The 23,580-nt window shown below is 59.4% G+C and carries 24 protein-coding genes; 7 read left to right on the top strand and 17 right to left on the bottom strand.

All coding sequences use genetic code 11. The annotated features are described in order from the left end of the window. Positions 1-262 precede the first annotated feature (262 nt). The 6 genes from phoU to FHK95_RS17285 all read right to left on the bottom strand — a co-directional run bounded on the left by phoU (position 263) and on the right by FHK95_RS17285 (position 5,566). On the bottom strand, positions 263-988 hold the full coding sequence (phoU, locus tag FHK95_RS17310) for a phosphate signaling complex protein PhoU (protein ID WP_150305892.1): 726 nt from the start codon (positions 986-988) through the stop codon (positions 263-265). A gap of 15 nt (positions 989-1,003) precedes the next feature. Then, positions 1,004-1,870, bottom strand: coding sequence for a phosphate ABC transporter ATP-binding protein PstB (pstB, locus tag FHK95_RS17305; protein ID WP_150305897.1), 867 nt, complete (start codon positions 1,868-1,870; stop codon positions 1,004-1,006). Positions 1,871-1,946: 76 nt separating this feature from the next. Further along, positions 1,947-2,882 (bottom strand): phosphate ABC transporter permease PstA, encoded by a 936-nt coding sequence (pstA, locus tag FHK95_RS17300; RefSeq protein ID WP_150305891.1) that lies wholly within the window; start codon positions 2,880-2,882, stop codon positions 1,947-1,949. 8 nt (positions 2,883-2,890) lie between these two features. Then, positions 2,891-3,829 carry a phosphate ABC transporter permease subunit PstC gene (gene pstC / locus FHK95_RS17295; protein WP_150305890.1) on the bottom strand — a complete coding sequence of 313 codons (939 nt, stop codon included), beginning with the start codon at positions 3,827-3,829 and terminating at the stop codon, positions 2,891-2,893. Between the two features lie 97 nt (positions 3,830-3,926). Further along, the gene (locus FHK95_RS17290; RefSeq protein ID WP_150305889.1) at positions 3,927-4,928 is read right to left on the bottom strand and encodes a PstS family phosphate ABC transporter substrate-binding protein; all 1,002 of its coding nucleotides are present in this window, start codon (positions 4,926-4,928) and stop codon (positions 3,927-3,929) included. Between the two features lie 311 nt (positions 4,929-5,239). Then, a complete protein-coding gene (locus FHK95_RS17285; protein WP_150305888.1) occupies positions 5,240-5,566 on the bottom strand; it encodes a c-type cytochrome in 327 nt (108 codons plus the stop codon). A 266-nt stretch (positions 5,567-5,832) separates the two neighbouring features. On the opposite strand from FHK95_RS17285, the gene FHK95_RS17280 reads away from it, so the two are divergent. Further along, positions 5,833-6,999 (top strand): iron-containing alcohol dehydrogenase, encoded by a 1,167-nt coding sequence (locus FHK95_RS17280; protein WP_178114833.1) that lies wholly within the window; start codon positions 5,833-5,835, stop codon positions 6,997-6,999. 158 nt (positions 7,000-7,157) lie between these two features. Continuing rightward, positions 7,158-8,084, top strand: a complete 927-nt coding sequence (locus tag FHK95_RS17275; RefSeq protein ID WP_150305887.1) for a response regulator — start codon at positions 7,158-7,160, stop codon at positions 8,082-8,084. Here the strand turns inward: FHK95_RS17275 and phoR are convergent. The 4 genes from phoR to FHK95_RS17255 form a co-directional block, all read right to left on the bottom strand. Then, on the bottom strand, positions 8,066-9,424 hold the full coding sequence (phoR, locus tag FHK95_RS17270) for a phosphate regulon sensor histidine kinase PhoR (RefSeq protein ID WP_150305886.1): 1,359 nt from the start codon (positions 9,422-9,424) through the stop codon (positions 8,066-8,068). The two genes, FHK95_RS17275 and phoR, sit on opposite strands and share 19 nt — an antisense overlap. A gap of 10 nt (positions 9,425-9,434) precedes the next feature. Beyond that, positions 9,435-10,124, bottom strand: coding sequence for a phosphate regulon transcriptional regulator PhoB (phoB, locus tag FHK95_RS17265; protein ID WP_150305885.1), 690 nt, complete (start codon positions 10,122-10,124; stop codon positions 9,435-9,437). A gap of 88 nt (positions 10,125-10,212) precedes the next feature. Beyond that, positions 10,213-11,103 (bottom strand): 4-hydroxybenzoate octaprenyltransferase, encoded by an 891-nt coding sequence (gene ubiA / locus FHK95_RS17260; protein WP_150305884.1) that lies wholly within the window; start codon positions 11,101-11,103, stop codon positions 10,213-10,215. Positions 11,104-11,132: 29 nt separating this feature from the next. Beyond that, positions 11,133-11,657, bottom strand: coding sequence for a chorismate--pyruvate lyase family protein (locus FHK95_RS17255; protein ID WP_150305883.1), 525 nt, complete (start codon positions 11,655-11,657; stop codon positions 11,133-11,135). A 136-nt stretch (positions 11,658-11,793) separates the two neighbouring features. Here FHK95_RS17255 and FHK95_RS17250 point away from each other — a divergent pair, with 136 nt between their 5' ends. From FHK95_RS17250 to FHK95_RS17240, 3 genes are all read left to right on the top strand, one after another. After that, positions 11,794-11,961 (top strand): rubredoxin, encoded by a 168-nt coding sequence (locus tag FHK95_RS17250; protein WP_150299811.1) that lies wholly within the window; start codon positions 11,794-11,796, stop codon positions 11,959-11,961. A gap of 22 nt (positions 11,962-11,983) precedes the next feature. Beyond that, positions 11,984-13,138: an NAD(P)/FAD-dependent oxidoreductase gene (locus FHK95_RS17245; protein WP_150305882.1), complete on the top strand. Its 1,155-nt coding sequence runs from the start codon at positions 11,984-11,986 to the stop codon at positions 13,136-13,138. Positions 13,139-13,509: 371 nt separating this feature from the next. Beyond that, positions 13,510-13,782 carry an HU family DNA-binding protein gene (locus tag FHK95_RS17240; protein WP_150305881.1) on the top strand — a complete coding sequence of 91 codons (273 nt, stop codon included), beginning with the start codon at positions 13,510-13,512 and terminating at the stop codon, positions 13,780-13,782. A gap of 87 nt (positions 13,783-13,869) precedes the next feature. Here the strand turns inward: FHK95_RS17240 and FHK95_RS17235 are convergent, their stop codons facing one another. The 3 genes from FHK95_RS17235 to FHK95_RS17225 form a co-directional block, all read right to left on the bottom strand. Beyond that, on the bottom strand, positions 13,870-15,273 hold the full coding sequence (locus tag FHK95_RS17235) for an aminoacyl-tRNA deacylase and HDOD domain-containing protein (RefSeq protein ID WP_150305880.1): 1,404 nt from the start codon (positions 15,271-15,273) through the stop codon (positions 13,870-13,872). A gap of 116 nt (positions 15,274-15,389) precedes the next feature. Then, positions 15,390-17,474 carry an ATP-dependent DNA helicase RecG gene (gene recG, locus FHK95_RS17230; protein ID WP_150305879.1) on the bottom strand — a complete coding sequence of 695 codons (2,085 nt, stop codon included), beginning with the start codon at positions 17,472-17,474 and terminating at the stop codon, positions 15,390-15,392. Positions 17,475-17,477: 3 nt separating this feature from the next. Continuing rightward, the gene (locus FHK95_RS17225; protein WP_150305878.1) at positions 17,478-18,401 is read right to left on the bottom strand and encodes a hydrogen peroxide-inducible genes activator; all 924 of its coding nucleotides are present in this window, start codon (positions 18,399-18,401) and stop codon (positions 17,478-17,480) included. 72 nt (positions 18,402-18,473) lie between these two features. Between FHK95_RS17225 and FHK95_RS17220 the strand changes: the two genes are divergently transcribed. Beyond that, on the top strand, positions 18,474-19,316 hold the full coding sequence (locus FHK95_RS17220; RefSeq protein WP_150305877.1) for an SDR family oxidoreductase: 843 nt from the start codon (positions 18,474-18,476) through the stop codon (positions 19,314-19,316). A gap of 85 nt (positions 19,317-19,401) precedes the next feature. Then, entirely contained in the window at positions 19,402-19,827 is a 426-nt protein-coding gene (locus FHK95_RS17215; RefSeq protein WP_150305876.1) for an OsmC family protein, read from the top strand. Positions 19,828-19,900: 73 nt separating this feature from the next. Here the strand turns inward: FHK95_RS17215 and FHK95_RS17210 are convergent, their stop codons facing one another. The 4 genes from FHK95_RS17210 to gmk form a co-directional block, all read right to left on the bottom strand. Continuing rightward, entirely contained in the window at positions 19,901-20,281 is a 381-nt protein-coding gene (locus tag FHK95_RS17210; RefSeq protein WP_150305875.1) for a RidA family protein, read from the bottom strand. 14 nt (positions 20,282-20,295) lie between these two features. Then, positions 20,296-22,437 (bottom strand): bifunctional GTP diphosphokinase/guanosine-3',5'-bis pyrophosphate 3'-pyrophosphohydrolase, encoded by a 2,142-nt coding sequence (gene spoT, locus FHK95_RS17205; RefSeq protein WP_150305874.1) that lies wholly within the window; start codon positions 22,435-22,437, stop codon positions 20,296-20,298. 64 nt (positions 22,438-22,501) lie between these two features. Continuing rightward, positions 22,502-22,759, bottom strand: a complete 258-nt coding sequence (gene rpoZ, locus FHK95_RS17200; protein ID WP_150299801.1) for a DNA-directed RNA polymerase subunit omega — start codon at positions 22,757-22,759, stop codon at positions 22,502-22,504. 65 nt (positions 22,760-22,824) lie between these two features. Further along, complete coding sequence (gene gmk / locus FHK95_RS17195; RefSeq protein ID WP_150305873.1) at positions 22,825-23,463, bottom strand: guanylate kinase; 639 nt, start codon at positions 23,461-23,463, stop codon at positions 22,825-22,827. Positions 23,464-23,580 lie beyond the last annotated feature (117 nt).

Below are 23,580 nucleotides of genomic sequence, written 5' to 3'. Positions count from 1 at the left end.
TAGCCCCCCTTTTACCAAGGGGGAACGGGTCCGTCGTGGTTGTTGGTTTTGATGTTCGAGCCGCACCCAAGCCTCCAGAGACGGGTTCACGGCGTCTTGTAATCCTGACGGCTGGTGGGTGACTGGCTTCGATTCGGCGGGCCACAACGAGCTTGAGTCAGTCTGGCGAAATATCTTGAGTCGGAAAGCAATCCCCCTAGCCCCCTTTTACAAAGGGGGGATGTACAGCGAAAGGGGATGGTTTCGTTTTGGGGTGTGGAGCTCAGCCGCGGCCTTCGACTGCGCGCTCGGCGATTTCCATGGGGGCGTGACGGACGTCGGTGCCTTCGACCATGTAGATGACCTGCTCGGCGAGGTTGCCGGCGTGGTCGCCCACGCGCTCCAGCGAGCGCAGTACCCACATGATGTTCAGGCAGCGGGTAATGTTGCGGGTGTCTTCCATCATGTGCGTTACCAGCGTGCGGGTGGCGCTGCGGTATTCGTTATCCACGGTGTCGTCCTCACGCATAACCTGCAGGGCGACCTGGGTATCGAACCGGGCGAAGGAATCCAGTGCATCCCGCAGCATGACCGCGACCAGGTTGCCGATATGCCGTACCTCGACCCGTCCCCAGGTCGTGGTGGTCTCTTCCGCCAGCACGATAGTCAACTTGGCGATCTTCTTGGCTTCGTCGCCGATACGTTCGATATCCGCCACCATCTTGACCACCGACATCACCAGGCGCAGATCGCTTGCCGTGGGCTGACGCTTGGCGATAACGCGGCTCGCCTCTTCATCGATCGCCAGTTCCATGGCATCGACCTTCTTGTCACCGGCTTTGACCTCGCGCGCCAGTTCGACATCGCTATTGATCAGCGCCTCGACCGCCTGGCGCAGCTGCTGCTCAACCAGGCCGCCCATTTCCAGCAGATCCTGCTTGAGCTGACTCAGGTCGGCATTGAAGCGGCTTGAGATATGTTTTAAATGGCTTTCACGATCTGTTGTCATGTAAATGGCTCCTGATTAACCGAACCGGCCGGAAATATAGTCTTCCGTGCGCTGGCATTTGGGACGGGTGAACAGCGCATCGGTCTCGTTGAACTCGACCAGCTGGCCCATGTACATATAGGCGGTGTAGTTGGAGATACGCGCCGCCTGCTGCATGTTGTGCGTAACCATCAGGATGGTGACCTGGCCTTCCAACTCGTTGAGCAGATCCTCGATGCGTGCGGTGGCGATTGGGTCAAGTGCCGAAGTCGGCTCGTCGAGTAGCAGAATGTCCGGCTGTACCGCCAGGGCCCGGGCTATACACAGACGCTGCTGCTGGCCGCCGGACAGGCTCAGGGCCGATTGATGCAGGCGATCCTTGACCTCGTCCCACAGCGCCGCCTGGCGCAGGGATTTCTCGGCCATCTCATCCAGTACCGCGCGCTTCTTGATGCCGCGAATGCGCAGGCCGGCGATGGTGTTTTCATAAATGGTCTTGGGGAAGGGGTTGGGCTTCTGGAACACCATCCCGACCCGCAGCCTGACAGCCATCGGGTCCAGCTCGATCAGGTTGACGTTCTCCGGCATGAGGGTGATCTCACCGGCATATTTAACGCCCTTGTACAGATCGTGCATGCGGTTCAGGCAGCGCAGGAAGGTACTCTTGCCGCAGCCCGAGGGACCAATCAGCGCGGTGACGCGCTTGTCTACCAGGGGCATGCTGAGCTGCTGGATAGCCTGGGTTCCGTCGCCGTACCAGAACTCGAGATTGCTGATCCGCGCGCGCAGATCCTCAGTTGGTTCCAGCAGCCAGGTATCCTGCTGCCCGGCCGAGGCTGGCGGTGGCGCGTGGTGTGTTCGCTTCGCCGCGACCGGAGTCGCGGTGCTGCTCAGGTTTTTCATCATGCCGGTGCTTTTGCTGAAGGAAGTCATATATTTTTTCCGTAATCGTCTATGTACGAGGCGCCTTGGACGGGTATCAGTCCGTGCGGCGTACCTTGTAGCGAATGTAGATAGCGATGGCGTTCATCATCAGCGTCAGCACCATCAATACAACCCCGGCGGCCGCGGCGTTGATCTGGAACTCGGCCTGCGGACGCGATACCCAGCTGAACATCTGGATCGGCATAACCGTGAACGGGCTGGTGACCCAGTCAAAGTTGATGAATGGGAAGTCGCCGCTGACCGGCGCATTGGGCAGGAACGCGATATAGGTCAGTGCACCGATGGTAATGAGCGGTGCCGTTTCCCCAATGGCCCGTGACAGACCGACAATGGCGCCGGTAATGATGCCCGGGCGCGCCGCTGGCAGGATATAGGAGTAGGTGGTTTGCCACTGATCGGCGCCCAGTCCGATGGCCGCTTCCTTGTAGGCTTCCGGTATCGAGCGGATGGCTTCCCGGGTGGACACGATAATGACCGGCAGAATCAGCAGCGATAACACCAGCCCCGCCACCAGCACCGTCTCGCTCATGCCGAAGGCATAAATGAACAGACCCAGGGCCAGCAACCCGTACACGATCGAGGGGACGCCGGCGAGGTTGGTGACGTTGATCTCGATCAGATCGGTCACCCAGTTGGAGCCAGCATATTCTTCGAGGTAGACGCCTGCGGCGATGCCCAGAGGCACCGAGATGCAGGCGGTAACAATCATCACCAGAATGGTGCCGACCCAGGCCGAGAGGATGCCCGCCTCTTCCGCCTTGCGCGATGGGAAGTTCAGGTAGAAGTCCGGATCCTGCAAGCGCGGCAGACCGGTAATGAACAGGTCCAGAAACATCGCCAGCAGGGTGGAAATGGCAATTACCAGGATCAACATGCCCAGTCCGGCGATCAGGATGTCCTGGTTTTTATTGCGCCGCACTAACGAGGCGTGTGCCTGCGCGTCACTGATGGTTTGATTTAACGTAGCCATGATTTACCTCAATAAGCCAGACGGTAGCGGCGGCGCAGCAGGAAGCCGATGACGTTGAACATCAGGGTCATCAGGAACAGCACCAGACCTACTGCGAAAATGGACTGGTAGCCAATCGAGCCATGACGCACATCCCCGAGACTGACCTGCACGATAAAGGTGGTGATGGTCGCGGCGCCTTCCATCGGATTGAAGGTGAAGTTGGCCATCTGGCCTGCGGCAATCGCCACCACCATGGTTTCCCCGACAGCGCGGGACATGGCGAGGATGAAGGCCGCGGTAATGCCGGAAATCGCTGCCGGGATGACGACCTTGATCGCTGTATAAAAGCGTGAGTATCCCAGTGCGTAGGCGCCTTCACGCAGCTCTCGCGGGACGGCGCGCATGGCGTCTTCGCTTAGCGAAGTGGTATAGGGAAGGATCATGATGCCCATGACGATACCGGGCGACAGCATGTTGAAGCCGGGCAACCCTGGGATAAAGGTCTGCAAGAGCGGCGTGACCATCATCAGGGCGAAGTAGCCGTAAACGATGGTGGGCACCCCTTCGAGCATTTCCAGCACCGGCTTGACTGATTCGCGCACCTTTGGCGGTGCGTACTCGCTCATGTAGATCGCCAGCAGCAATCCGAGGGGAATGGCTATGGACAGGGCAATGGCTGAAACGGTAAGCGTACCGGAGAGTAGCGGCCAGATGCCGAAGGACGGTACGGCAAACAGGGGTGTCCAGGTCGTGGACGTCAGAAATTCCTTCAGCGAGACGTTGTCGAAGAAAAACAGCGACTCGCTGACCAGAATATAAACAATGCCGATGGTCACGAAGACGGATACGGCGGCAGCGGCGAACAGGATACATCTCGCCAGTTTGTCGATCAGTGCACGCTTGCGCAGGAAGTTGGGAGTCGGCGTAATGGCGGCTCGCAACTGGTCATCTGGCGTGGTAAGCATAATAGGCCTGCTGCAGTAAAACTTGCTGATGGTCAGGATTCAGAAACGGCAACAAGAGCGCGCCACCTGGCGCACTCCTGCTCTACAGCCGTTCTACTCAGTAGTGCTTGTCGCGGCTGAGCAGCTCTACAACGTTCACGCCGATTTCAGAACCGGTGAAGGCGGTGCCTACTTCCAGTTCCTTCAGGGTGCGAAGGGCTGCCTGGTACGACTCGGTGCTCATTGGCACATAGCCAACTTCTTCCACCAGCTCGGCGGACTTTTCTTCCGTCAGATAGTATTCCATGAACTTCATGGAGTGCGGCTCTGACTGCATCTTGTTCTTGCTGGTATACATGAAGATCGGACGCGACAGCGGCTGGTAGGAGCCATCACCGGCGGTTTCAACGGAAGGCAATACCGCGTCTTTACCTTTCCAGGAAATCGCTACGGCGTTCAGTTTGTCCTTGTTCTCTTCATAGTAGGCAAGACCGAAGAAACCCATGGCGCTCGGGTCGTTGGCGACACCCTGAACCAGCACGTTGTCGTCTTCACTGGCAGTGAAATCGCCGCGGCTGGAATGTTCGGTGCCTACGACAGCAGCGGTGAAATAGTCATAGGTTCCGGAGTCTGTACCGGCACCGTACAGGCGCAGCGGCTTGTCAGGGAAGGAGGAACGGATCTGGTTCCAGTTGGTGATCTTGCCCTGAGCTTCCGGCTCCCAGACTTTCTTCAGCTCTTCGACCGTCATGCTCGTAGCCCAGTCGTTATCGGGGTGGATGACCACGGTAAGGGCGTCCATGGAGACCGGAAGTTCGATGAACTCGATACCGTTCTGCTTGCACAGTTCGGCTTCTTCTTTCTTGATCGGACGCGAAGCACCTGTTGCGGCGGTTTCACCATTACAGAACTTCTTGAAGCCGCCGCCGGTACCGGAGACGCCAACGGTCACCCGGATGTCGCCTTTCATTTCCTTCTGGAACTCTTCGGCAACAGCTTCGGTAATCGGGAAAACGGTACTGGAACCATCTACCTGAACGGTCTCAGCTGCCATAGCGAAGGGTGCGGCTAAAATTCCGGACATCAGTGTCACGGAAGCGGCGGTAAGTGCTTTGTTCATGGTCAATATCCTGTCCACATTTAGGTTGGTCACGAGGTCAGTTAACTTTCGTCGCAAGCCGCTGCGAAACGTCAGCTGACCTTGGGCGACGCAGCCAATATATCCAGGAAAGATGACTCTTTTGTGACAGTGGAAACAAAGTGGCAATAGCGTGGTCGGCTGCTGTTGAAGCTCGCGCGCGCGCCTGGATTCCTCTGAAACAGCCAGGGTAGAGCGGTTTTATTGCAAGGTTTCAATGGCATTGACTGGCTTGTTCGCATAAAAAAGCCCGCTTCGATTAAATCGGCGCGGGCTTTTTACACCAGTAACGCTTAGTTCAGGGTCAGAACCCACTCAGCCAGCAGCTTGGCCTCGTCATCGGTGACCTGGTTTGGCGGCATAGGGATGGCGCCCCACTGGCCGGAAGAGCCATTCTTGATGTTGGCAGCGATGGTCTCGACAGCGTTTTCTTCATCTGCATATTTAGCGGCAACTGCATTCAGCGCAGGGCCAACCAGTTGTGCGTCGACAGCATGGCAGGCTGCGCAGGGCTTGCTTTTGAACAGGGCTTCGCCGCCTTCAGCTGCTTCTTGGGCAGTAACCGCCTGAGCGGAAAACAGTGCGCCAGCAATGGCAAGGGGTAACAAGAACTTTTTCATGGCATATCCTCAAAGGCTAATTCTTTGCAGGTAGGTCCTGCTTGTTGTGTCGGCAGATTGTACGTTCTGTGACCGCCAGTTTGCACTGCGATTCAATTTAATCAAGCGCCAGGTTGTCGCATAGCACCAAGTAGATAGACCTCATCCCTCAATTTAGGTATGTTTCGGGACAATTTCAAATTTTGTATCCCGTATGGCAGCAATCTAGCGGTCAAGGGTTGTAAAATTAATCACGTTTCAATCCTGATTAGAGTAGCGGAGATCTCATGGAAATTACCTCTTACAGCATGAATTGGCACTATCCGACGGCGGTAAAGGTCGGTGCCGGACGTATCAGCGAGCTGGCCAAAAGCTGTGGCCAGCTGGGTATGAAAGCGCCGCTGCTGGTCACGGACCCCGGGCTGGCTGCATTGCCTATGGTCGAACAGGCACTGCAACAATGCCGCGACCATGGCCTGCGTCCCGGCTTGTTTACTGGCGTGAAGGGCAACCCGACCGGCGGCAATGTGGCTGACGGCGTGGCGGCGCTCAAGGACGGTGACCACGATGGCGTGATTGCCTTTGGGGGCGGCTCCGCTATCGACGCGGCCAAGGCAATTGCCTTGATCGCTCACCAGAGCTGCACGCTCTGGGAGGCCCAGAACCCGGCCGCCGTCGATGTCAGCAAGATGCTGCCGTTGATCGCCGTACCGACCACCGCCGGCACCGGCTCGGAAGTCGGTCAGGCTGCGGTGATTTCCGATGAGGAGTCGCATACCAAGCGCATCATATTCAATGCACGCATGATGCCGCCAATCGTGATCCTTGACCCCGAACTGACGGTAGGTCTGCCGCCCAAGCTCACTGCGGCCACCGGTATGGACGCTCTGGCTCACAACATCGAAGCCTTTTTCGCGCCGGTATTTCACCCTATGGCCGAAGGCATTGCCCTGGAAGGCGTTCGCCTGATCAAGGAGTTTCTCCCGCGCGCGACTGCTGACGGCTCAGATATACACGCTCGTCTGCAGATGATGGTGGCTTCCAGCATGGGCGCAACAGCGTTCCAGCGCGGCCTGGGCGCCATTCATGCGGTATCCCACAGCGTAGGCGCGCTCTATGACAGTCACCACGGCTTGCTCAATGCAATCATGCTGCCTTATGTGATGGAGGCGAACAGGCCGGTCATCGAGGAAGAGGCTGCGCGTCTGGCTCGATATCTGGGACTGGAGCAGGCCAACTTCGACGGCGTAATGCAGTGGATGCTCGATCTGCGCAAAGAGTTGGACATTCCGCACACCTTAGCGGAAATCGGCGTCGATGAGAGCCAGGCCGAGCTGGTTGGCAAGATGTCGGCCAAGGATGTCACCGCCCGCACCAACGCCCGCCAGCTGGATGCGGCAGCCTATCAGAAGCTGTTCCTGAATGCGGTCACTGGCACCATTCAGGGCGTCTGACCCATAGCCCCATCTGCCATCGCTGCAGATGGGGTGTCTCCTTCCTGTTAAGCCGCTCCCTTCGCGGCACGCTAAATGCTTGAAAGACTTCTTCGCTGATTGGGGTTTGCCATCACTCTGCGGTAAGCTGCGGGGGTACCCGTTCATAGAGAATCCCCATGGCGAAAGTCTCGGTCCTGATAGTTGATGACGCCCCTTTCATCCGCGATCTGGTGAAAAAGGCTCTGCGCAGCCATTTCCCCGGCGTGCAGGTAGAGGAGGCCGTCGATGGACGCAAGGCCCAGCAGATCCTCAGCCGTGTGAGTTTTGATCTGATCCTGTGTGACTGGGAGATGCCCGAGATGAACGGACTCGAACTGCTGCAATGGTTCAGAGGGCAACCTGATTCTGCAGCCATACCCTTCATCATGGTGACTAGCCGCGGTGACAAGGAAAATGTGGTCGAAGCCATCCAGTCCGGTGTCAGCGATTACATTGGCAAGCCATTCAGTAACGAACAGCTGGTGGTCAAGGTCCGCAAGGCCTTGCAGCGCGCCGGCAAGCTCGGACTATTGGAGGGTCGGCAGACCCAGACCAGCGCGGGTACCGCGCAGGGTACGATTGCTAACCTCACCGGCGGGCACAAGGCTTTGGCAAGTGATTCTATCAGTACTCCTTCCAGTGCTCCTGCCAGCGCGCCCTCGCCATTGATCGCCCCGGCAATACCTGCGGAAAGCGACAAGCCGGTAACCGGCCCGGTGGCTACCCAGCCGCGCGGTCAGGGTCAGTTGCGCTTGCCGGGACGGCAGCTGCCATGTGTGATCAAGACGCTCAGCCTGCGCGATGCGCTGGTGGTGATCCGCCGGGGTGAACAGATGCCGCAGGTGTTTGAAAGCGGTGTGCTGGACCTGGAACAGGACAGTGACCGCTCGGTGGCGCGGATAAACGCCTACATTCACTCCGTGGCCTCGATGGAAGCGCGGATGGATTGCGAGTGGGTAAAAGTAACGCTGCGCTTTGTTGATCAGGACCCGGAAAAGCTCGACTACTTGTCACGGCTGATCGCCACGGGCAGCGCTCAGCAACATTATTCCCCTAGCGCCTGAACCCTCTGTACCAGGCGTTTGGCCGGAAAATGGCAGGTGAAACAGCTGCCTTTGCCCTCTTCGCTAACGATTTCCAGCCGGCCCTGATGACGCAGCAGCACGTGCTTGACGATGGCCAGCCCCAGGCCGCTACCACCGGTATGGCTGTTACGGCTTGAATCGATACGGTAGAAACGTTCGGTCAGCCGACTGAGATGCTCCGGCGCGATACCTGGCCCGTCGTCGGTGACGCTCATATGCGCTCCAGCCTCGTCCGACCACCAGCGTATCTGTATCGCTGCGCCGTCCGGCGTGTATTTCACGGCATTGAACACCAGGTTGGAAAACGCGCTGCGCAGCTCTCCCGCAATGCCTGCGAGGGGCTGCTCGGTTTCGATGCTCAAGGTGATGCGGTGGTGGCGTTCGTTGGAAAAGGCCAGTGCATCGTCCCGGATACGGCTGAGCAGCACGTGTACCAGCACGGGCTCCTCATCAGGGGTGGTATCGGTGGTCTCCAGACGCGATAGCAACAACAGATCATTCAGCAGCGTGTGCATCCGCGAGGCCTGCTGTTGCATCTGCAGCATCGGGCGCCTCCAGCGCGAAGCCAATACTTCCTCATCATCCAGCAGGGTTTCCAGATAGCCGATCACCACGGTCAGCGGCGTGCGCAGCTCGTGGGACACGTTGGCGACGAAATCCTTGCGCATCAATTCGAGGTTATGCAGGCGGGTGATGTCGCGCACGATCATCAGCCGTTCGCCCTGACCGTATCGGGTAATGGCGAATTGCAGATGAATATTCGTGCTGGTGGGCGAGTCCAGATTCAGTGGCTCGCTGTGGGCGCCGGTCTCGTAATAGGTCACAAAGCGGGGATCGCGGATCAGGCTGGTGACGTGCTGGCCCTTGTCTGCGGGATTACGCAGACCCAGCAGGCGATCGGCTGAGGGGTTCCACCATTCCAGACGCCCCTGCCGGTCAATCATGACCACAGCTTCGCTGAGCGCGGCGGTGGAGTTCTGGATCTGATCAATCACGCGTTGCAGCCTTTGCTGGCGGCGCTCCGCAGCTTGGCGCTGCCGGTGTATGGTACTGAAGATTTCACCCCACAGGCCCCGGACATCCGGCAGTTCGCCCGCCCGACTGTCGGCCAGCCAGCTATGGAAGCGCAGGAGCTGGCGCAACATCCAGCTGACGTAAACCACCAGCCCGAACACCAGCGTCCAGGCAATGTGTCCGGTGAGCAGGCCGACGGGAAGACAGATCAGAGTCAGCCAGAACAGTCTGACGAGTAACGCCCGGGGCCAGCTGGTGGTCAATTCCGTCTCCGTAATAACGATTGTGTCGCTTAGCCGCTCCATGATCGCGTCCTCAGTCCTTGGTGGAAAACCGGTATCCGGTACCCCTGACTGTCTGAACGAGATTTTCGTAGCGGCTGCCCAAGGCCTTGCGCAGGCGGCGGATATGCACGTCTACGGTGCGCTCTTCCACGTAGACATTGCCACCCCATACCTGGTCAAGCAACTGGCCGCGGGTGTAAGCGCGTTCCTGGTGCGTCATGAAGAACAGCAGTAGCCGATACTCGGTAGGCCCTATCAAGGCTGCTTCGTCGTCGATGGTCACCCGATGGCTGACGGGATCCAGGCGCAACCCGTCGACCTCCAGTGGTGTCTCGGCGTCAGCCGGTCCTGCGCGGCGCAGGACCGCCTTGAGACGTGCCACCAGCTCACGGGGAGAAAAGGGTTTGGTGATGTAATCGTCGGCGCCCACTTCGAGGCCCTGGATCTTGTTATCTTCCTCGCCCTTGGCGGTGAGCATGATAATCGGGATGTCTGCAGTCATCTCGTCGCGCTTGAGGCGGCGTGCCAGCTCGATCCCCGTGGTGCCTGGCAGCATCCAGTCGAGCAATATCAGGTCGGGCTGGCGATCGACAATGCTGGCATGCGCCTGCTGGGCGTTGTCCGCCTCCAGGCATTCGTAACCGGCCATCTCCAGTGCGACGGCGATCATTTCCCGGATAGGTGCTTCATCATCGACGATCAGTATCGTTTTTCCCTGCATGGTATCTACCGTCCCGTTGCGGATTGAAACATGCGTCGATTAGATAACATTTTTGTTGCAGTTGTGTGACCGCAGCGGGCGGCCTCGATTAGCCCAGCCAATAGTCCAGGGCCAGTCCGATGAATACCAGCATCCCGCTCCAGTGGTTGGACAGGAAAGCGACGAAGCAGGCATGCGGTTCGCGCTCGCGAATCAGCCATTGTTGCCAGCCGAAGCTGATGAACATGGCCAGCAAGCCAAGGTGATAATAGACGCCCAGATCGAACCGGGCGCCCGCCAGCAGCAAACAGATCAGCGTCAGACCCTGCAGCACGCCGATGATAAGTCGGTCGGCCTCACCAAACAGGATGGCAGTGGATTTCACGCCGATACGCAAATCATCTTCGCGGTCGCACATGGCGTATTCGGTGTCGTAGGCGACCGTCCACAGCAGGTTGGCCAGGAAGATCAGCCACAACGCGCTTGGCAGGGCTTCGGCCTGGGCGGCAAAGGCCATGGGGATCGCCCAGGAGAAGGCTGCGCCCAGTACCACCTGCGGATAGAAGGTGAAGCGCTTGCAGAAGGGATAGATGGCAGCGAGAAAAACCGCGACAAAGGCCAGCAGGATGGTCATGCGGTTGGTCAGCAGTACCAGCGCAGCGCTTATGACTACCAGTATCGCGAAGGTCATCAATGCCTCGCGTGAACTGATACGGCCGGTTGCCAGGGGGCGCTGGGTGGTGCGGCGGACATGTCCGTCAATCTTGCGGTCGGCGAAATCATTGATGACGCAGCCCGCGGCACGCATGAAAACAACCCCGAGCACGAATATCACCAATACCGACCAGTCAGGAACACCCTCAGCCGCTATCCAGAGGGCCCAGAGAGTCGGCCACAACAGAAGATAGGTGCCAATGGGTCGATCCATACGCATCAGCTGGATAAAATCATCGGCCCGCGGATGCACGCGGCCAAAAGGTCTGATCAACAAGCCAAGCAAAGTCGTTCTCCCTACAACATTGGTTCGGATCAGCCAGCCGGGGGCCAGCCTTCAAGAAATACCTCGCAGACCAGCAGCTGCAGGCGACCGCCGCCAAAACGCGAGCGCCGCGCCCAACAGGTTTCGCTGCGCCAGGCTGATGGCAGCCACTCGGCGGGATATTGGCTGATCTCGAGCGGCCCGCGGCTGATACCCAGATCGCCACGAAACAGCAGCTCGCCCAGGCTGCGGGTGCCCAGACTGGTCAGATCTGCCTTCGATTCTCTGAGTGCCTGCAATGGCGCGACGCTGCGCGCAAACACCCGTGGGGCGCCGGCGGTATGCAACAGTACTTCCCGCACCCACACCTGGCTGCCGCACTCCAGGCCCAGCGCCCTGGCCTCGTCCGCGCGTGCCGGTTGCAGACCCTGATCAAGCAATTCCACCCTGAAATCATCATCGCCAGCGTTGATGAGCCGTTGGGTCAGTGAGCCCTCGTTCTGCAGCCACTCCAGCAACACTCCAGCGGGTTTACAGGGATGGCGGTTGGCACACTGCCAATCAGGAAGTCTCACGTGTCGTAGCCGAATTACTGGTGAATGGTGCCGCAAGGTTATCACGAATGCTGCGACCAACGCGCCCGTGCCTACGCTTGGCGTCCTGCGGTGATTACGGTAGTGTCGACCCAGTTTTTGTTACCAGGAACCCTTGATGAAAAAGTGGCAATGTATCGTGTGTGGTTTTATCTATGACGAAGCCGAAGGCTGGCCGGACGACGGCATCGCGCCGGGAACTGCCTGGGAAGATGTGCCCGCTGACTGGCAATGCCCCGATTGTGGAGTGGGCAAGGAAGACTTCGAGATGATCTCGATCGGCTGACCCTCTGTTAAGGATTCAAACTGTGTCTGATGTTTCCCCGCTGGTTATTCTCGGAACCGGCCTGGCCGGCTACAACCTGGCAAAAGAGTTTCGCAAGCTCGACACCCGCCGACCGCTACTGCTGATTACCGCTGACGACGGCCGCTTTTATTCCAAACCGCTGCTGTCCACCGGCTTCGCAAAGGGCAAGGAAGCCGATGAATTGGCGATGCAGGATGCAGCGGCGATGGCCGCTCAGCTTGATGCCGAAATCCTTGTGCAGACGCGGGTCGATGCGATCGATCCGGCGACCCGCAGCCTGAGGGTCGGTGATCGGCAGGTACAGTACAGCGATCTGGTGCTGGCCACCGGTGCTCTGGCGCGGCGTCTGCCGGGCGCGCAGTCGCTCGGTGAGCGCATACTGTCAATCAACGACCTGACCGACTATGCACGCTTTCGTCGGGCGCTTGCCGGTAAACGTTCGGTGCTGATTGTCGGCGCTGGCCTGATTGGCTGTGAATTCGCCAATGACCTCGCCGCTGCCGGATATGAGGTGCAGGTGGTTGCTCCGGATCGCACGCTGATGGCCGGTCTGATTCCATCGCAGGTGGCAGCGCCGATCAGAACTGCGCTGGAGTCTCTGGGGGTGCGCTTTCATCTTGGAAAGGGTATCGAACAGATGACCGCAACGGATAGCGGCGTCCGCGTCACCCTTGAAGATGGTACCCGGATAGAGGCCGAGCAGGCGCTGTCTGCCATCGGGCTGGTACCTAACCGTGAGTTGGCTGAGGCCGCTGGACTGGAGGTCGCCAAGGGCATCAGCGTTGATCGCCAGTTGCGCACGTCGGCCGAGCACATCTATGCGCTGGGCGATTGTGCCGAGGTGGCGTCCCTGAGTTTGATGTACGTCATGCCGCTGATGAACGGTGCGCGTGCGCTGGCCAAAACGCTGACGGGCAATCCGACCGCAGTCAGCTACAGTGCGATGCCGATCATGGTCAAGACGCCGGCCTGCCCCCTGGTGGTATCGCCCCCGCTGACGGCTACCGAGGGCGAATGGAGCATAAGCGGTGAAGGATCCGATCAGCGTGCGCTGTTCCATGATTCGCAGGGTAATCTGCACGGCTACGCACTGACCGGTGCGGCGGTAATGGAGAAATTGCAACTGAACCGCAAACTCCCGGGCTGGTTGGTTTAAGCACAGCCCGCCAACGCGTCGGCTCGCCGCACTGATCAGCAGCTGCGGGCCGATCGCTCAACACGAAATCCCTTTTCGTGATCAAAGCACCACGCTAGAGCCTTTCCGTACGCAGTGATCTCATCGTGCCTTCAGTTTTTCCGTGATCTGGTTCTCGACGTTTCGCCCAAAAAAGCGGCTCGTTCCGGGCACTATCGGCCTTTTGTCGGAAAAAACACGTGTCCTATCGCCGACGGGACAATCAAGGGCTGGCGCATAGCCGCTACTTCTGCGATGCTGATCTGGCTGCGCAGGTCGGCCGAGAGGGGCGGGCCAGCTGGCACCGCTGCGAAGGACGCGGTGGAAAACAACAACAGATAACGAGGCTCTATATGCGTAAACCGGATCTCGCCGCGGCAATTGCCGACAAGGCTGACCTAAGCAAGGAACAGGCAAGCCGTGTACTTAATGCAGTTCTCGATGAAATCACCAAGGCGCTAAGCAAGAAAGACACCGTCACCCTGGTTGGTTTCGGGACCTTTCTGCAGAGACATCGAGGGGCCCGTACAGGGAAAAACCCGCAGACAGGTGAACCTGTTCAGATCAAGGCCAGTAACACCGTTTCCTTCAAGCCAGGCAAAAGCCTAAAGGATTCGGTTAATTGAGTCGTAGTCGGAGGCTGCGGTGTTATCACTGCGCGCCTCCGATCGCAGTTTTTCCTCTGAACCTGCTTTATCCACGCCTCATCAATATCAGCCGTGCTGGTAGACGTTGACCAGCGTGCGCAACGCGTCGCGCGCTTCCAACACCTTGTCCACTGCCTTCGCAGCGCTTTCCGCAGTCAGTCCTAGCCGTTCCAGCAGTGCGGGTGGAATCTTCATCTCAGAGCCGCTGCCTATTCCTCTTTCGTTCAGCAGCGCCAGGCTGAGATATGCCAGATTGGCATACAGATGCAGATCGCCCTGGTAGTCCGGATCGTGTTGGTAGCGGATGGCGGTGGATATTTCAGCCGGCATATCCCAGTAGCGCATCAGCCAACTGCCGATCTGGTCGCGCGTCACACCCAGCAGATGCTGGTCGACAAGATGCGGCGGTACATGCGGGTTGGCTTCGACATGACGACAGATCATCTTGAAGTGCGGTGGAAAGATATACGCCAGCACCAGATACCCGAAGTTGTGCAGTAAGCCCGCCAGATAGTTCAGCCCCATCTCTGGACGCTTGGCGACCGGCATTGCCCGAGCCAGTCCCTCAATCACTGCAGCGGTATAGATTGCCTGCTCCCAGTAGGGCGTCGTGCGCTCCGCTGAGTCGCGCGGCAACGTGAACGTCTTGCCCAACGCCAGGCCCACCGCCAGATTGATGACCAGATCGAAACCCAGTACCCGGCTGATGGCATCTTCGACGGAGCGGATCTTGCCGGGCGCGGCGTAGAAAGGCGATGACGCCCAACTGACCACCTGCGCTGCCAGGCTGGGATCGGTTTCCACCACGTCGGCGAGTTCTTCGATGCTGGCATCGGGGTTGACCCGCAACTTCATGACTTTTTGCGCTGACTGCGGCAGTGGGGGAATCTCGATGGTCTCTTCAAGGCGCTGGCGCATGCGCAGTGCGGTGAAATTGCGCACGGCGTTGCTGAAGTCCTGACTATCCTGCTCAGGATCGTCAGGCAGGCTGGCCAGGCTACTCAGCGGCACCGAGAAGCGGCCGGAGCTGGCTTTCGCCATCAGGAGGCGGGCATCCGCCTGATCCAGTTCGAGGCACCAGCCCTGGAGGCCGCTGTCCATCCATACGACAGGTTCATCCCCAAGGCTTTGTTCGAATATCGCCGGAGAGTTGAACAGCATCGGCAGGCCGGGCAACTGCTGCAACTGATGCTGGGTCAGGAGTCGTTGCAGGCGTTGGTCACGCAGCGGCTCGAGCTCGCGGCCGAGCAGTTCGCCGACACGCTTGAGATCCAGCAGGTGATCGCGCGGGAACAGGGCCAACACGGTGCCATCGTCATCAGACAACAGGCAGGCCTGGACCCGACGGGGCGTGGTTTCGGCCTGTCCCGCCGGACGCAGACGGTAACTGATGCCCTGTTGTTGCAGCTGTTTTTCGATCAGATCCGGCAGGCTGATGCCGTCGGTTTCAGTAGCGGAATGGCTATTCATTGGTTTCCTTATTGCCGGTATTGCGCCGGGGAAGCGTTGCGCTGATGGTAGCACGCACCCATCACTCCTGCTGTCGGTCTAGAGCCTTAGTGCGACTAACTAAAAGGAGGTAGCGGTTAGACCTGAGCGAACTGTTGCCCGTGAGCGAGCCAGCGATCAACCAGAGGTTGGATCAGCTCGGGATGCTGATGGGCCAGATTCTGGGCGGCGAGCTGCACCTGCGGCAACAGGTCCGCGTCACGTACCAGATCGGCGACACGAAACTGCACCAGGCCGGTTTGCCGGGTGCCCAGCACTTCGCCGGGACCGCGCAGCTCTAGATCTTTTTCGGCAATGACGAACCCATCTGAGCTTTCACGCATGATGCCCAGCCGTTCGCGACCCAGCGCGGATAACGGTGGGTGGTAGAGCAAGACGCAATGGCTCGCGGTACTGCCGCGACCGACGCGTCCGCGCAACTGATGCAGCTGTGCTAGCCCCAGGCGTTCGGGGTTTTCAATGATCATCAGGCTGGCATTGGGTACGTCTACCCCGACCTCGATCACGGTAGTGGCCACCAGCAGATGCAGATCGCCGCCCTTGAACGCGGCCATGATCTCGGCCTTTTCGGCGGCTTTCATGCGGCCATGGATCAAGCCAATCGACAGCTCTGGCAGGCTTTCGCAAAGCTCGGCCCAGGTCACTTCGGCGGCCTGCGCCTGTAACTGCTCGGACTCTTCAATCAGTGTGCATACCCAATAGGCCTGGCGACCCTGGGCGCAGCCGGCGCGCACGCGCTCGACCACTTCTTCGCGGCGGCTATCAGACACCAACACCGTGTTGATCGGGGTTCGCCCCGGCGGCAGCTCGTCGAGCACCGAGGTATCGAGGTCGGCGTAGGCGCTCATGGCCAGCGTGCGGGGAATGGGTGTGGCTGTCATGATCAGCTGATGCGGGGAGAAGCGTCCCGCGGCACCCTTGTCGCGCAGGGCCAGGCGTTGCTGCACGCCAAACCGGTGCTGCTCATCAATGATCGCCAATCCCAGGTTGTTGAACTGCACTTCGGGCTGGAACAGGGCATGGGTGCCCACCACCATGGCGGCATCACCGGTCGCGATCAGCTGGAGCTGATTGGCCCGCGCCTTGCCCTTGAGCTTGCCGGCCATCCAGGCTACGGAGATGCCCAGCGGCGTGAACCAACGCTGAAAATTGATGAAGTGCTGCTCGGCCAGAATTTCCGTTGGCGCCATAAGCGCGACCTGCCAACCGGACTCCAGTGCGTGCAGTGCAGCCAGAGCGGCGACCACCGTCTTGCCAGCACCCACATCACCTTGCACCAGGCGCAGCATCGGCCGTGGCTGCTGCAGGTCAGCAACCACTTCGCCGGCGACCCGCTGCTGCGCGCCAGTCAACGCAAAGCCAAGTTGCCGCAGGTAGTCGCGCGCCAGTGCGCCGCTGGCGTTCATCACCGGTGCCGCGCGGGAGCGAATCTCGGCGCGCAGGCGCAGCATCACCAATTGATGCGCCATCAGCTCTTCAAACGCCAGACGGTGTTGAGCCCAGTGTCGGCCTTCCTCGAGCGCTTCCAGATCGGTATCCGGCGGCGGACGGTGCAGCATATGAATCGCTTCGCGTAGCGGTGCGAGCCGGTACTGCTGGCTGAACGCGGGGGGTAACAGATCAGCCAGGCTGTTGCCCTGATCCAGCCACTGCAAGGCGGCCTCACTGAGATTGCGTAACCGCTGCTGGGATAAGCCTTCAGTGGCCGGATAGATAGGCGTCAGTGTTTGCTCGACGGCCGCAGGTTGGGCGCTGTCGAGGCTGGACATTTCCGGGTGGTAGATTTCCAGTCCTGATGCACCGGGGCGCACTTCGCCGTAGCAGCGCCAGTGGCTGCCGCGTTGCAGGTTGCTTTTCAGGGCGCCGGAAAAATAATAGAAGCGCAGACTGATGGTGCCACTGCCATCCTGCAATCTGACCAGCAGGCTCTTGCGCCGGCCCATGACAACATCCGCACCGGCCACCACGCCTTCTATGACCGCGTCGACACCGGGATGAAGCGCACCGATCGGGGTAATGCGGGTGCGGTCCTGATAGCGCAGCGGAAGATGAAAAAGTATGTCCTGAACGCTTTTCAGGCCGAGTCGTTCGAGCTTCTCGGCGACCGCCGGCCCGATCCCCTTGAGAACCGTCAGTGAGGTACGTTCCGGCGCAGAGTGCATCGTTTACTCGGCGGCCTTGGTCGGGGTTCTGACCGAGCACAGGCGGATCGAGTCGCTCAGCAGTTCCACCGCCTTGGGCCGCGGGAAGCTGGCGCGCCAGGCAACCGCGACCGTGCGATAGGGCGCCGGTGGGGTGAAGGCCTTGGTCACCAGCAGATCCGAGCTGTAGTAGCGGTCATCCGCCGCCGACATTGGCAACACCGTCATGCCAATGCCCGAGGCGACCATGTGCCGGATAGTCTCCAGTGAACTGGATTCCACCGTGGTGTGGCGATGCTGCTCTTCACCCTTGCGGATGGTCGGGCAGGCCTCCAGCACCTGGTCGCGGAAGCAGTGACCTTCGCCCAGCAACAACAGCTTGTCATCGTCCAGTTCCTGCAAATCGACCTTGTCGCGCTTGGCCCAGGGATGCGAAGCGGGTACCAGCAGGCTGAAGGGCTCGTCGTACAGGGGGCGGGTCAGTATGTCCGGCTCACTGAAGGGCAGAGCGACGATGATCGCGTCCAGTTCGCCGTTGCGCAACTTGTCGCGGAGAACGTGTGTGAAATTCTCTTCGATATACAGCGGCATTTCCGGCGCTACGCGATGCAGCTGCGGGACCAGATGCGGAAACAGATACGGCCCGATGGTGTAGATCGCACCGACTTTCAACGGGGTCGAGGTCTGGTTTTTGCCGGCACTGGCGAGCTCGCGAATAGTCAGCGCTTCTTCCAGCACCTTCTGCGCCTGGGAGACGATGCGCTCGCCGATCGGCGTGACCCGCACGGCGCTCTTGCTGCGCTCGAAAATCATGACGCCAAGCTCCTCTTCGAGCTTCTTCACGCCTACACTCAGCGTAGGTTGCGAAACATGGCAGCGTTCGGCCGCGTGGCCGAAATGCTGTTCCTGGGCAAGGGTCACGATGTAGCGCAGCTCGGTGAGGGTCATGGCGGTATACTGGGGCTCAATAGGTAGACCGGCCCAGCATAACGGGTTGATCGATAGAGGAAAACAATCAGAATGAAACAGGTGGTTATAGCGGGTTGCGGTGATGTGGGCACAGCCCTGGCTGAGCGATTGCTCGCCCGTGGCTGGAAGGTGTTCGGGCTGCGGCGCAATACGTCCAGTCTGCCCGACACCATCCAGCCGATTGCAGCCGATCTCACCATGCCTGACAAGCCAGAGGGCTGGCCCGACAAGATCGACTATCTGGTGTATTGCCCGGCTGCTGGCAAGCGTGACCCGGAGCTGTACCGCAAGCTCTACGTCGAAGGTCTGGAGCACGTCCTGAGCTGGTCCCGCGCAGGCCGCAGCAAGCCCAAGTTCCTGCTGCAGGTGTCCAGCACCGCCGTATATGGGCAGTCGGCTGGCGAGTGGGTGACCGAAAACAGTCCGGCGCTGGCCGATTCGCCCACCGCGCGGATTCTCATCGAAGCCGAGGATGTGGCCCTGCGCGGCGGAATTCCCGCTGCCGTGGTGCGTCTGGCAGGCATCTATGGCCCAGGTCGCACCCGATTGATTGAACAGGTGCGGGCGGGGTTGTGTGTGCCGGCGGAGCCGCCGCAGTACACCAACCGTATTCACCGTGACGATGCCGCCGCCCTGCTCGAGCATTTGCTGGAGCAGGCCGCACAGGATGAGCTGCTGGCACCCTGTTATCTGGGCGTGGACGACGAGCCGGCACCGATGCACGAGGTCGCTAGCTGGCTGGCTGAGCAACTGGGTGTGAAGCTGCTCGAAGAAGGACCGACCAGCGGGCGGACCGGTAGCAAGCGCTGCAGTAATGAGCTGGCGCGTGACAGCGGCTGGGAGCCGCAGTATCCGAGTTATCGTGAGGGCTATGCGACGATGCTGGACGCGTAACAGATCCGGCATTGAGCTATCCGGGAATTGAGTTGTCTCATCAGGGTCTGGCGTTATTTGCCACGCAACCTATGAGGAGTCGACTATGAACAAGACCGCAACAGCGCATTGGGAAGGTAGTCTCAAGGAAGGCAAGGGCACGCTATCCACCGAAAGCGGTGCCCTGGAATACAGTCCCTACGGGTTTAATACCCGGTTTGAAGATGGCCCGGGTACCAACCCCGAGGAGTTGATAGGCGCTGCCCACGCAGGTTGTTTCTCCATGGCGTTTTCCATGCTGCTGGGCGAAGCGGGGTTCACCGCCGAGAAAATTGCCACCCAGGCGTCGGTAACCCTGGACAAGCTGGACGAGGGTTACGCCATCACCGCCGTTCATCTCGATCTTCAGGCGCGTATACCCGGCATTGAGCCGGAGCAGTTCGAAGAGATTGCCGAGAAAGCCAAGGCTGGTTGCCCGGTTTCCAAGCTATTGAACGCCGAGATCACGCTGGAAAAAAGCCTGGACGATTAACCCCGTCTGCAGCAACGAAAGAGGCGCCCGAAGGCGCCTCTCTTGTTTCAGCATGACCGATTAAACTGAGCGGTCAGCCAACTACCATGATGCCGTCCATCTCCACCGGCACGCCCTTGGGCAGCGCGGCAACGCCGATCGCTGCGCGCGCGGGGTAGGGCTGCTGAAAGTAACGGGACATGATCTCGTTGACCAGCCCGAAGTGGCTCAGGTCGGTCAGGAAAATATTCAGTTTGACGATGTCCTGCAGCTTGCCGCCCGAGGCTTCAGCCACGGCAGTCAGGTTGTCGAAGACCTGGCAAATTTGCTGCTCCATGCCCTCGACGACTTCCATGGTAGCCGGATCAAGTGGGATCTGGCCGGACAGGTAGACAGTGTTGCCCACCTTGATAGCCTGGGAATAAGGGCCAATAGCCGCAGGGGCATTTTCACTGGTAATGACTTGCTTGTTCATAAGTGCTCCGCAATTCAGTTTTTCATTCGGGTCATGCGCAGCACGCCGCTTTGTGCGCGAATGCGCTTGATGAGTTGAGATAAATGCAGGCGATCGCGGACGCGGATGACCAACTGGACTACGCTGGTACGCCCGTCGCGCTCGTCAACGCTGATCTTGTCGATACTGGCGTCGGCCATGGCAATGCCGGTGGCGAGCTGGGCGATGATGCCGCGTTGGTGTTCCAGCTCGACGCGCAGCTCCACGGTAAATTCGCCGGTGACGTCTTTGTCCCAGGTGAGATGCAGGATCTTCTCTTCGTTATGGCGGTTATCTGCCAGATTCCGGCAGTTGGCCTGATGAATCACCATACCTTTTCCCGAGGACAGAAATCCGACTATCGGATCGCCGGGGATCGGGTTGCAGCAGCGCGCAAAGCTTACCACCAGGCCTTCAGTGCCGCGTATGGCCAACGGCAGCTCGCTGATTTTCGATGCTTCCTGCGCCTCGGCTGCCGCTTGCTCAGCACTGGGAGCCGCTTCGCTGGCGAGCAGTCTACGGGCGACCACATAGGCCATCCGGTTGCCCAGACCGATGTCAGCCAGCAGGTCGTCCATGGACGGCACGCGGGAATCCTGCAGTACCTGCGCAATCCTGGCGCCAGAGATGTCTTCAAGCCGGGTGTTGAAACTGGCCAGCACCTTATCGAGCAGGCGCTCGCCGAGCACAATGGATTCGGAATGCCGTTGGTGCTTGAGGAAGTGGCGGATGTTGCCGCGCGCCTTGCCGGTAATCACGAAGCTCAGCCAGGCGGGATTTGGACGAGCGCCCGCCGCGGTGATGATTTCTACCGTCTGGCCACTCTGAAGCGGCTCGGACAACGGCGCCAGCCGGCGATTGACGCGGCAGGCAATACAGCTGTTGCCGACATCGGTATGCACCGCGTAGGCAAAATCAACCGGCGTCGCGCCTTTGGGCAGCTCCATGATCCGGCCCTTGGGCGTAAAGATGTACACCTCGTCGGGGAACAGATCGATCTTGACGTTCTCGATGAATTCCAGCGAATTGCCCGCGCGTTGTTGCAGTTCCAGCACGCCCTTGAGCCATTTGCGTGTCCGCGCGTGGTTACCGTTGACCACCTCATCATTGGACTTGTAGGCCCAATGGGCGGCGATGCCGTTGTTGGCGAGCTCTTCCATCTCCTCGGTGCGGATCTGGATTTCAATCGGAACGCCATGCAGGCCGAATAGAGTGGTGTGCAGGGACTGGTAGCCATTGGACTTGGGGATCGCAATGTAATCCTTGAAGCGACCTGGGAATGGCTTGTAGAGGCTGTGCACTGCGCCCAGTACGCGGTAGCAGGTGTCTGGCTTGTCGACGATGATGCGGAACGCGTAGACGTCCATGATCTCGGTGAAGGCTTTACGCTTGCCGCGCATCTTCTGATAGATACCGTAGAGGTGCTTTTCGCGGCCCATGACCTTACCCGGCAAGCCTTCGCGTTCGAGGCAGTCCTCCAGGGTACCGAGGATCTTGCCCAGCAGCTCCTTGCGGTGTCCTCGGGCGCTGCGCACAGCGCGGTCAATCATCCGGGAGCGCAGCGGATACATCGCCTTGAATCCCAGGTCCTCAAATTCGGTGCTGAGGCTGTGCATGCCCAGGCGATTGGCTATTGGCGCGTAGATCTCCAGAGTCTCCTTGGCGATCCGTCGGCGCTTCTCCGCGGACAGGGCACCCAGGGTGCGCATGTTGTGCAGCCGGTCGGCGAGCTTGACCAGGATCACGCGAATATCGCGCGCCATTGCCAGCGCCATTTTCTGAAAGTTTTCTGCCTGAGCTTCGGCCTTGGTCTCGAAGGTCATCTGGGTCAGCTTGCTGACGCCGTCGACCAGTTCAGCCACCGTCTCGCCGAATTGGTTGATCAGCGCATCCTTGGGGATCCCGGTGTCTTCGATAACATCGTGCAGCATGGCCGCCATGAGACTCTGGTGGTCCATGTGCATGCCAGCGAGAATATTGGCTACGGCTAACGGATGGGTGACATAAGGCTCACCGCTACGGCGGGTCTGACCGTCATGCGCCTGCTCCGCATAGAAGTAGGCGCGCCGGACCAGGTTGACCTGCTCCGGCTCAAGATAACTACCGAGTGTTTCGGCAAAGGCTTCTATACTGGACATGTATAACTCCTACACCCGGCCGAGCGGGCGCGAACGTCAGAAATGCATGTCCTTCGCAAGGGCGTTACTCCGCCAGATCAGATTCCAGCGAGTACAACGGTTCCTGCTGGTCCTGGATGGCTTCCTGAGCAAGGATTTCGTAGGTGACCAGGCCTTCAGCGATTTCACGCAGTGCGAGCACCGTCGGCTTGTCGTTTTCCAGCGGAACCTTGGGTTCCTTGCCGCCCGTGGCGATCTGACGCGAGCGCTTGGTAGCCAGCATGACCAGTTCAAAACGGTTCTCTACATTTTCAAGGCAGTCTTCGACGGTAACGCGGGCCATGTGTACTCCGGAGCAGCTGAAAAAGAAACGGACGCGTGCCGGGTAGGGACGCGGGACCTGACAGTCTACTTAACTGTCTGTGCCTCTGACAAGAGCGCAGCGATCAGACCCGAATGCCGAGTCTGCTGACAGGTCTGACTCAAACGGCCAGCACGCAGGATTGCCCTTAGATCTTCCAGCGCATCCTGGAAGCGGTCATTGATGACAATATAGTCATATTCCGGGTAATGGCTCATCTCGTCAACGGCCTGCTGCATGCGCAGGTCGATCACCTTCTCGTCATCCTGCTGACGGTTGTTCAGACGCTCGCGCAGATCCTTGAGCGAGGGAGGCAGGATAAAAATAGAGCGTGCCTGGGGCAGCTTGCAGCGCACCTGTTGTGCGCCTTGCCAATCGATCTCCAGAATCAGATCAAAACCGGCCGCCAGGGTGTTCTCGACGGTGCTCTGCGAGGTGCCGTACAGATTGCCGAATACTTCTGCGTGCTCGAGAAAATCGGCTTGTCCGACGCGTTCGATAAACTGATCGCGATTCACGAAATGATAGTTCACGCCGTCCATCTCGCCGGATCGCGGCGCACGCGTGGTGTGGGAGACGGACACCCGCAGGTTATCAATCTGATCGATCAGCGATTTTACCAGGCTGGTCTTGCCGGCGCCGGAGGGAGCCGAAACGATGTAAAGGGTGCCTGCGGCTGGGGTCATGTGCGTGTCCTGCGTGTACGGCGGAGCGAATTGGCCTGTGATTATAGGTTTATTCGCCGGCCCCGTCATGACGGTTTTCCGGTGCTGGCCATGCCGGTAACTGCAAATCTGCGGTCC

The sequence above is a fragment of the Pseudomonas saliphila genome (genome assembly GCF_008638345.1).
In the GTDB taxonomy this organism is placed as follows: domain Bacteria; phylum Pseudomonadota; class Gammaproteobacteria; order Pseudomonadales; family Pseudomonadaceae; genus Halopseudomonas; species Halopseudomonas saliphila.
The sequence above is the reverse complement of the archived record's forward strand: the minus strand, read 5'-3'. Positions and strand labels throughout refer to the sequence as shown.

Coding starts and splice junctions, on each gene's coding strand:
- phoU (WP_150305892.1), bottom strand. CDS start 988: ATGACAACAGATCGTGAAAGCCATTTAAAACATATCTCAAGCCGCTTC.
- pstB (WP_150305897.1), bottom strand. CDS start 1,870: ATGAAAAACCTGAGCAGCACCGCGACTCCGGTCGCGGCGAAGCGAACA.
- pstA (WP_150305891.1), bottom strand. CDS start 2,882: ATGGCTACGTTAAATCAAACCATCAGTGACGCGCAGGCACACGCCTCG.
- pstC (WP_150305890.1), bottom strand. CDS start 3,829: ATGCTTACCACGCCAGATGACCAGTTGCGAGCCGCCATTACGCCGACT.
- FHK95_RS17290 (WP_150305889.1), bottom strand. CDS start 4,928: ATGAACAAAGCACTTACCGCCGCTTCCGTGACACTGATGTCCGGAATT.
- FHK95_RS17285 (WP_150305888.1), bottom strand. CDS start 5,566: ATGAAAAAGTTCTTGTTACCCCTTGCCATTGCTGGCGCACTGTTTTCC.
- FHK95_RS17280 (WP_178114833.1), top strand. CDS start 5,833: ATGGAAATTACCTCTTACAGCATGAATTGGCACTATCCGACGGCGGTA.
- FHK95_RS17275 (WP_150305887.1), top strand. CDS start 7,158: ATGGCGAAAGTCTCGGTCCTGATAGTTGATGACGCCCCTTTCATCCGC.
- phoR (WP_150305886.1), bottom strand. CDS start 9,424: ATGGAGCGGCTAAGCGACACAATCGTTATTACGGAGACGGAATTGACC.
- phoB (WP_150305885.1), bottom strand. CDS start 10,124: ATGCAGGGAAAAACGATACTGATCGTCGATGATGAAGCACCTATCCGG.
- FHK95_RS17250 (WP_150299811.1), top strand. CDS start 11,794: ATGAAAAAGTGGCAATGTATCGTGTGTGGTTTTATCTATGACGAAGCC.
- FHK95_RS17240 (WP_150305881.1), top strand. CDS start 13,510: ATGCGTAAACCGGATCTCGCCGCGGCAATTGCCGACAAGGCTGACCTA.
- FHK95_RS17235 (WP_150305880.1), bottom strand. CDS start 15,273: ATGAATAGCCATTCCGCTACTGAAACCGACGGCATCAGCCTGCCGGAT.
- recG (WP_150305879.1), bottom strand. CDS start 17,474: ATGCACTCTGCGCCGGAACGTACCTCACTGACGGTTCTCAAGGGGATC.
- FHK95_RS17225 (WP_150305878.1), bottom strand. CDS start 18,401: ATGACCCTCACCGAGCTGCGCTACATCGTGACCCTTGCCCAGGAACAG.
- FHK95_RS17220 (WP_150305877.1), top strand. CDS start 18,474: ATGAAACAGGTGGTTATAGCGGGTTGCGGTGATGTGGGCACAGCCCTG.
- FHK95_RS17215 (WP_150305876.1), top strand. CDS start 19,402: ATGAACAAGACCGCAACAGCGCATTGGGAAGGTAGTCTCAAGGAAGGC.
- FHK95_RS17210 (WP_150305875.1), bottom strand. CDS start 20,281: ATGAACAAGCAAGTCATTACCAGTGAAAATGCCCCTGCGGCTATTGGC.
- spoT (WP_150305874.1), bottom strand. CDS start 22,437: ATGTCCAGTATAGAAGCCTTTGCCGAAACACTCGGTAGTTATCTTGAG.
- rpoZ (WP_150299801.1), bottom strand. CDS start 22,759: ATGGCCCGCGTTACCGTCGAAGACTGCCTTGAAAATGTAGAGAACCGT.
- gmk (WP_150305873.1), bottom strand. CDS start 23,463: ATGACCCCAGCCGCAGGCACCCTTTACATCGTTTCGGCTCCCTCCGGC.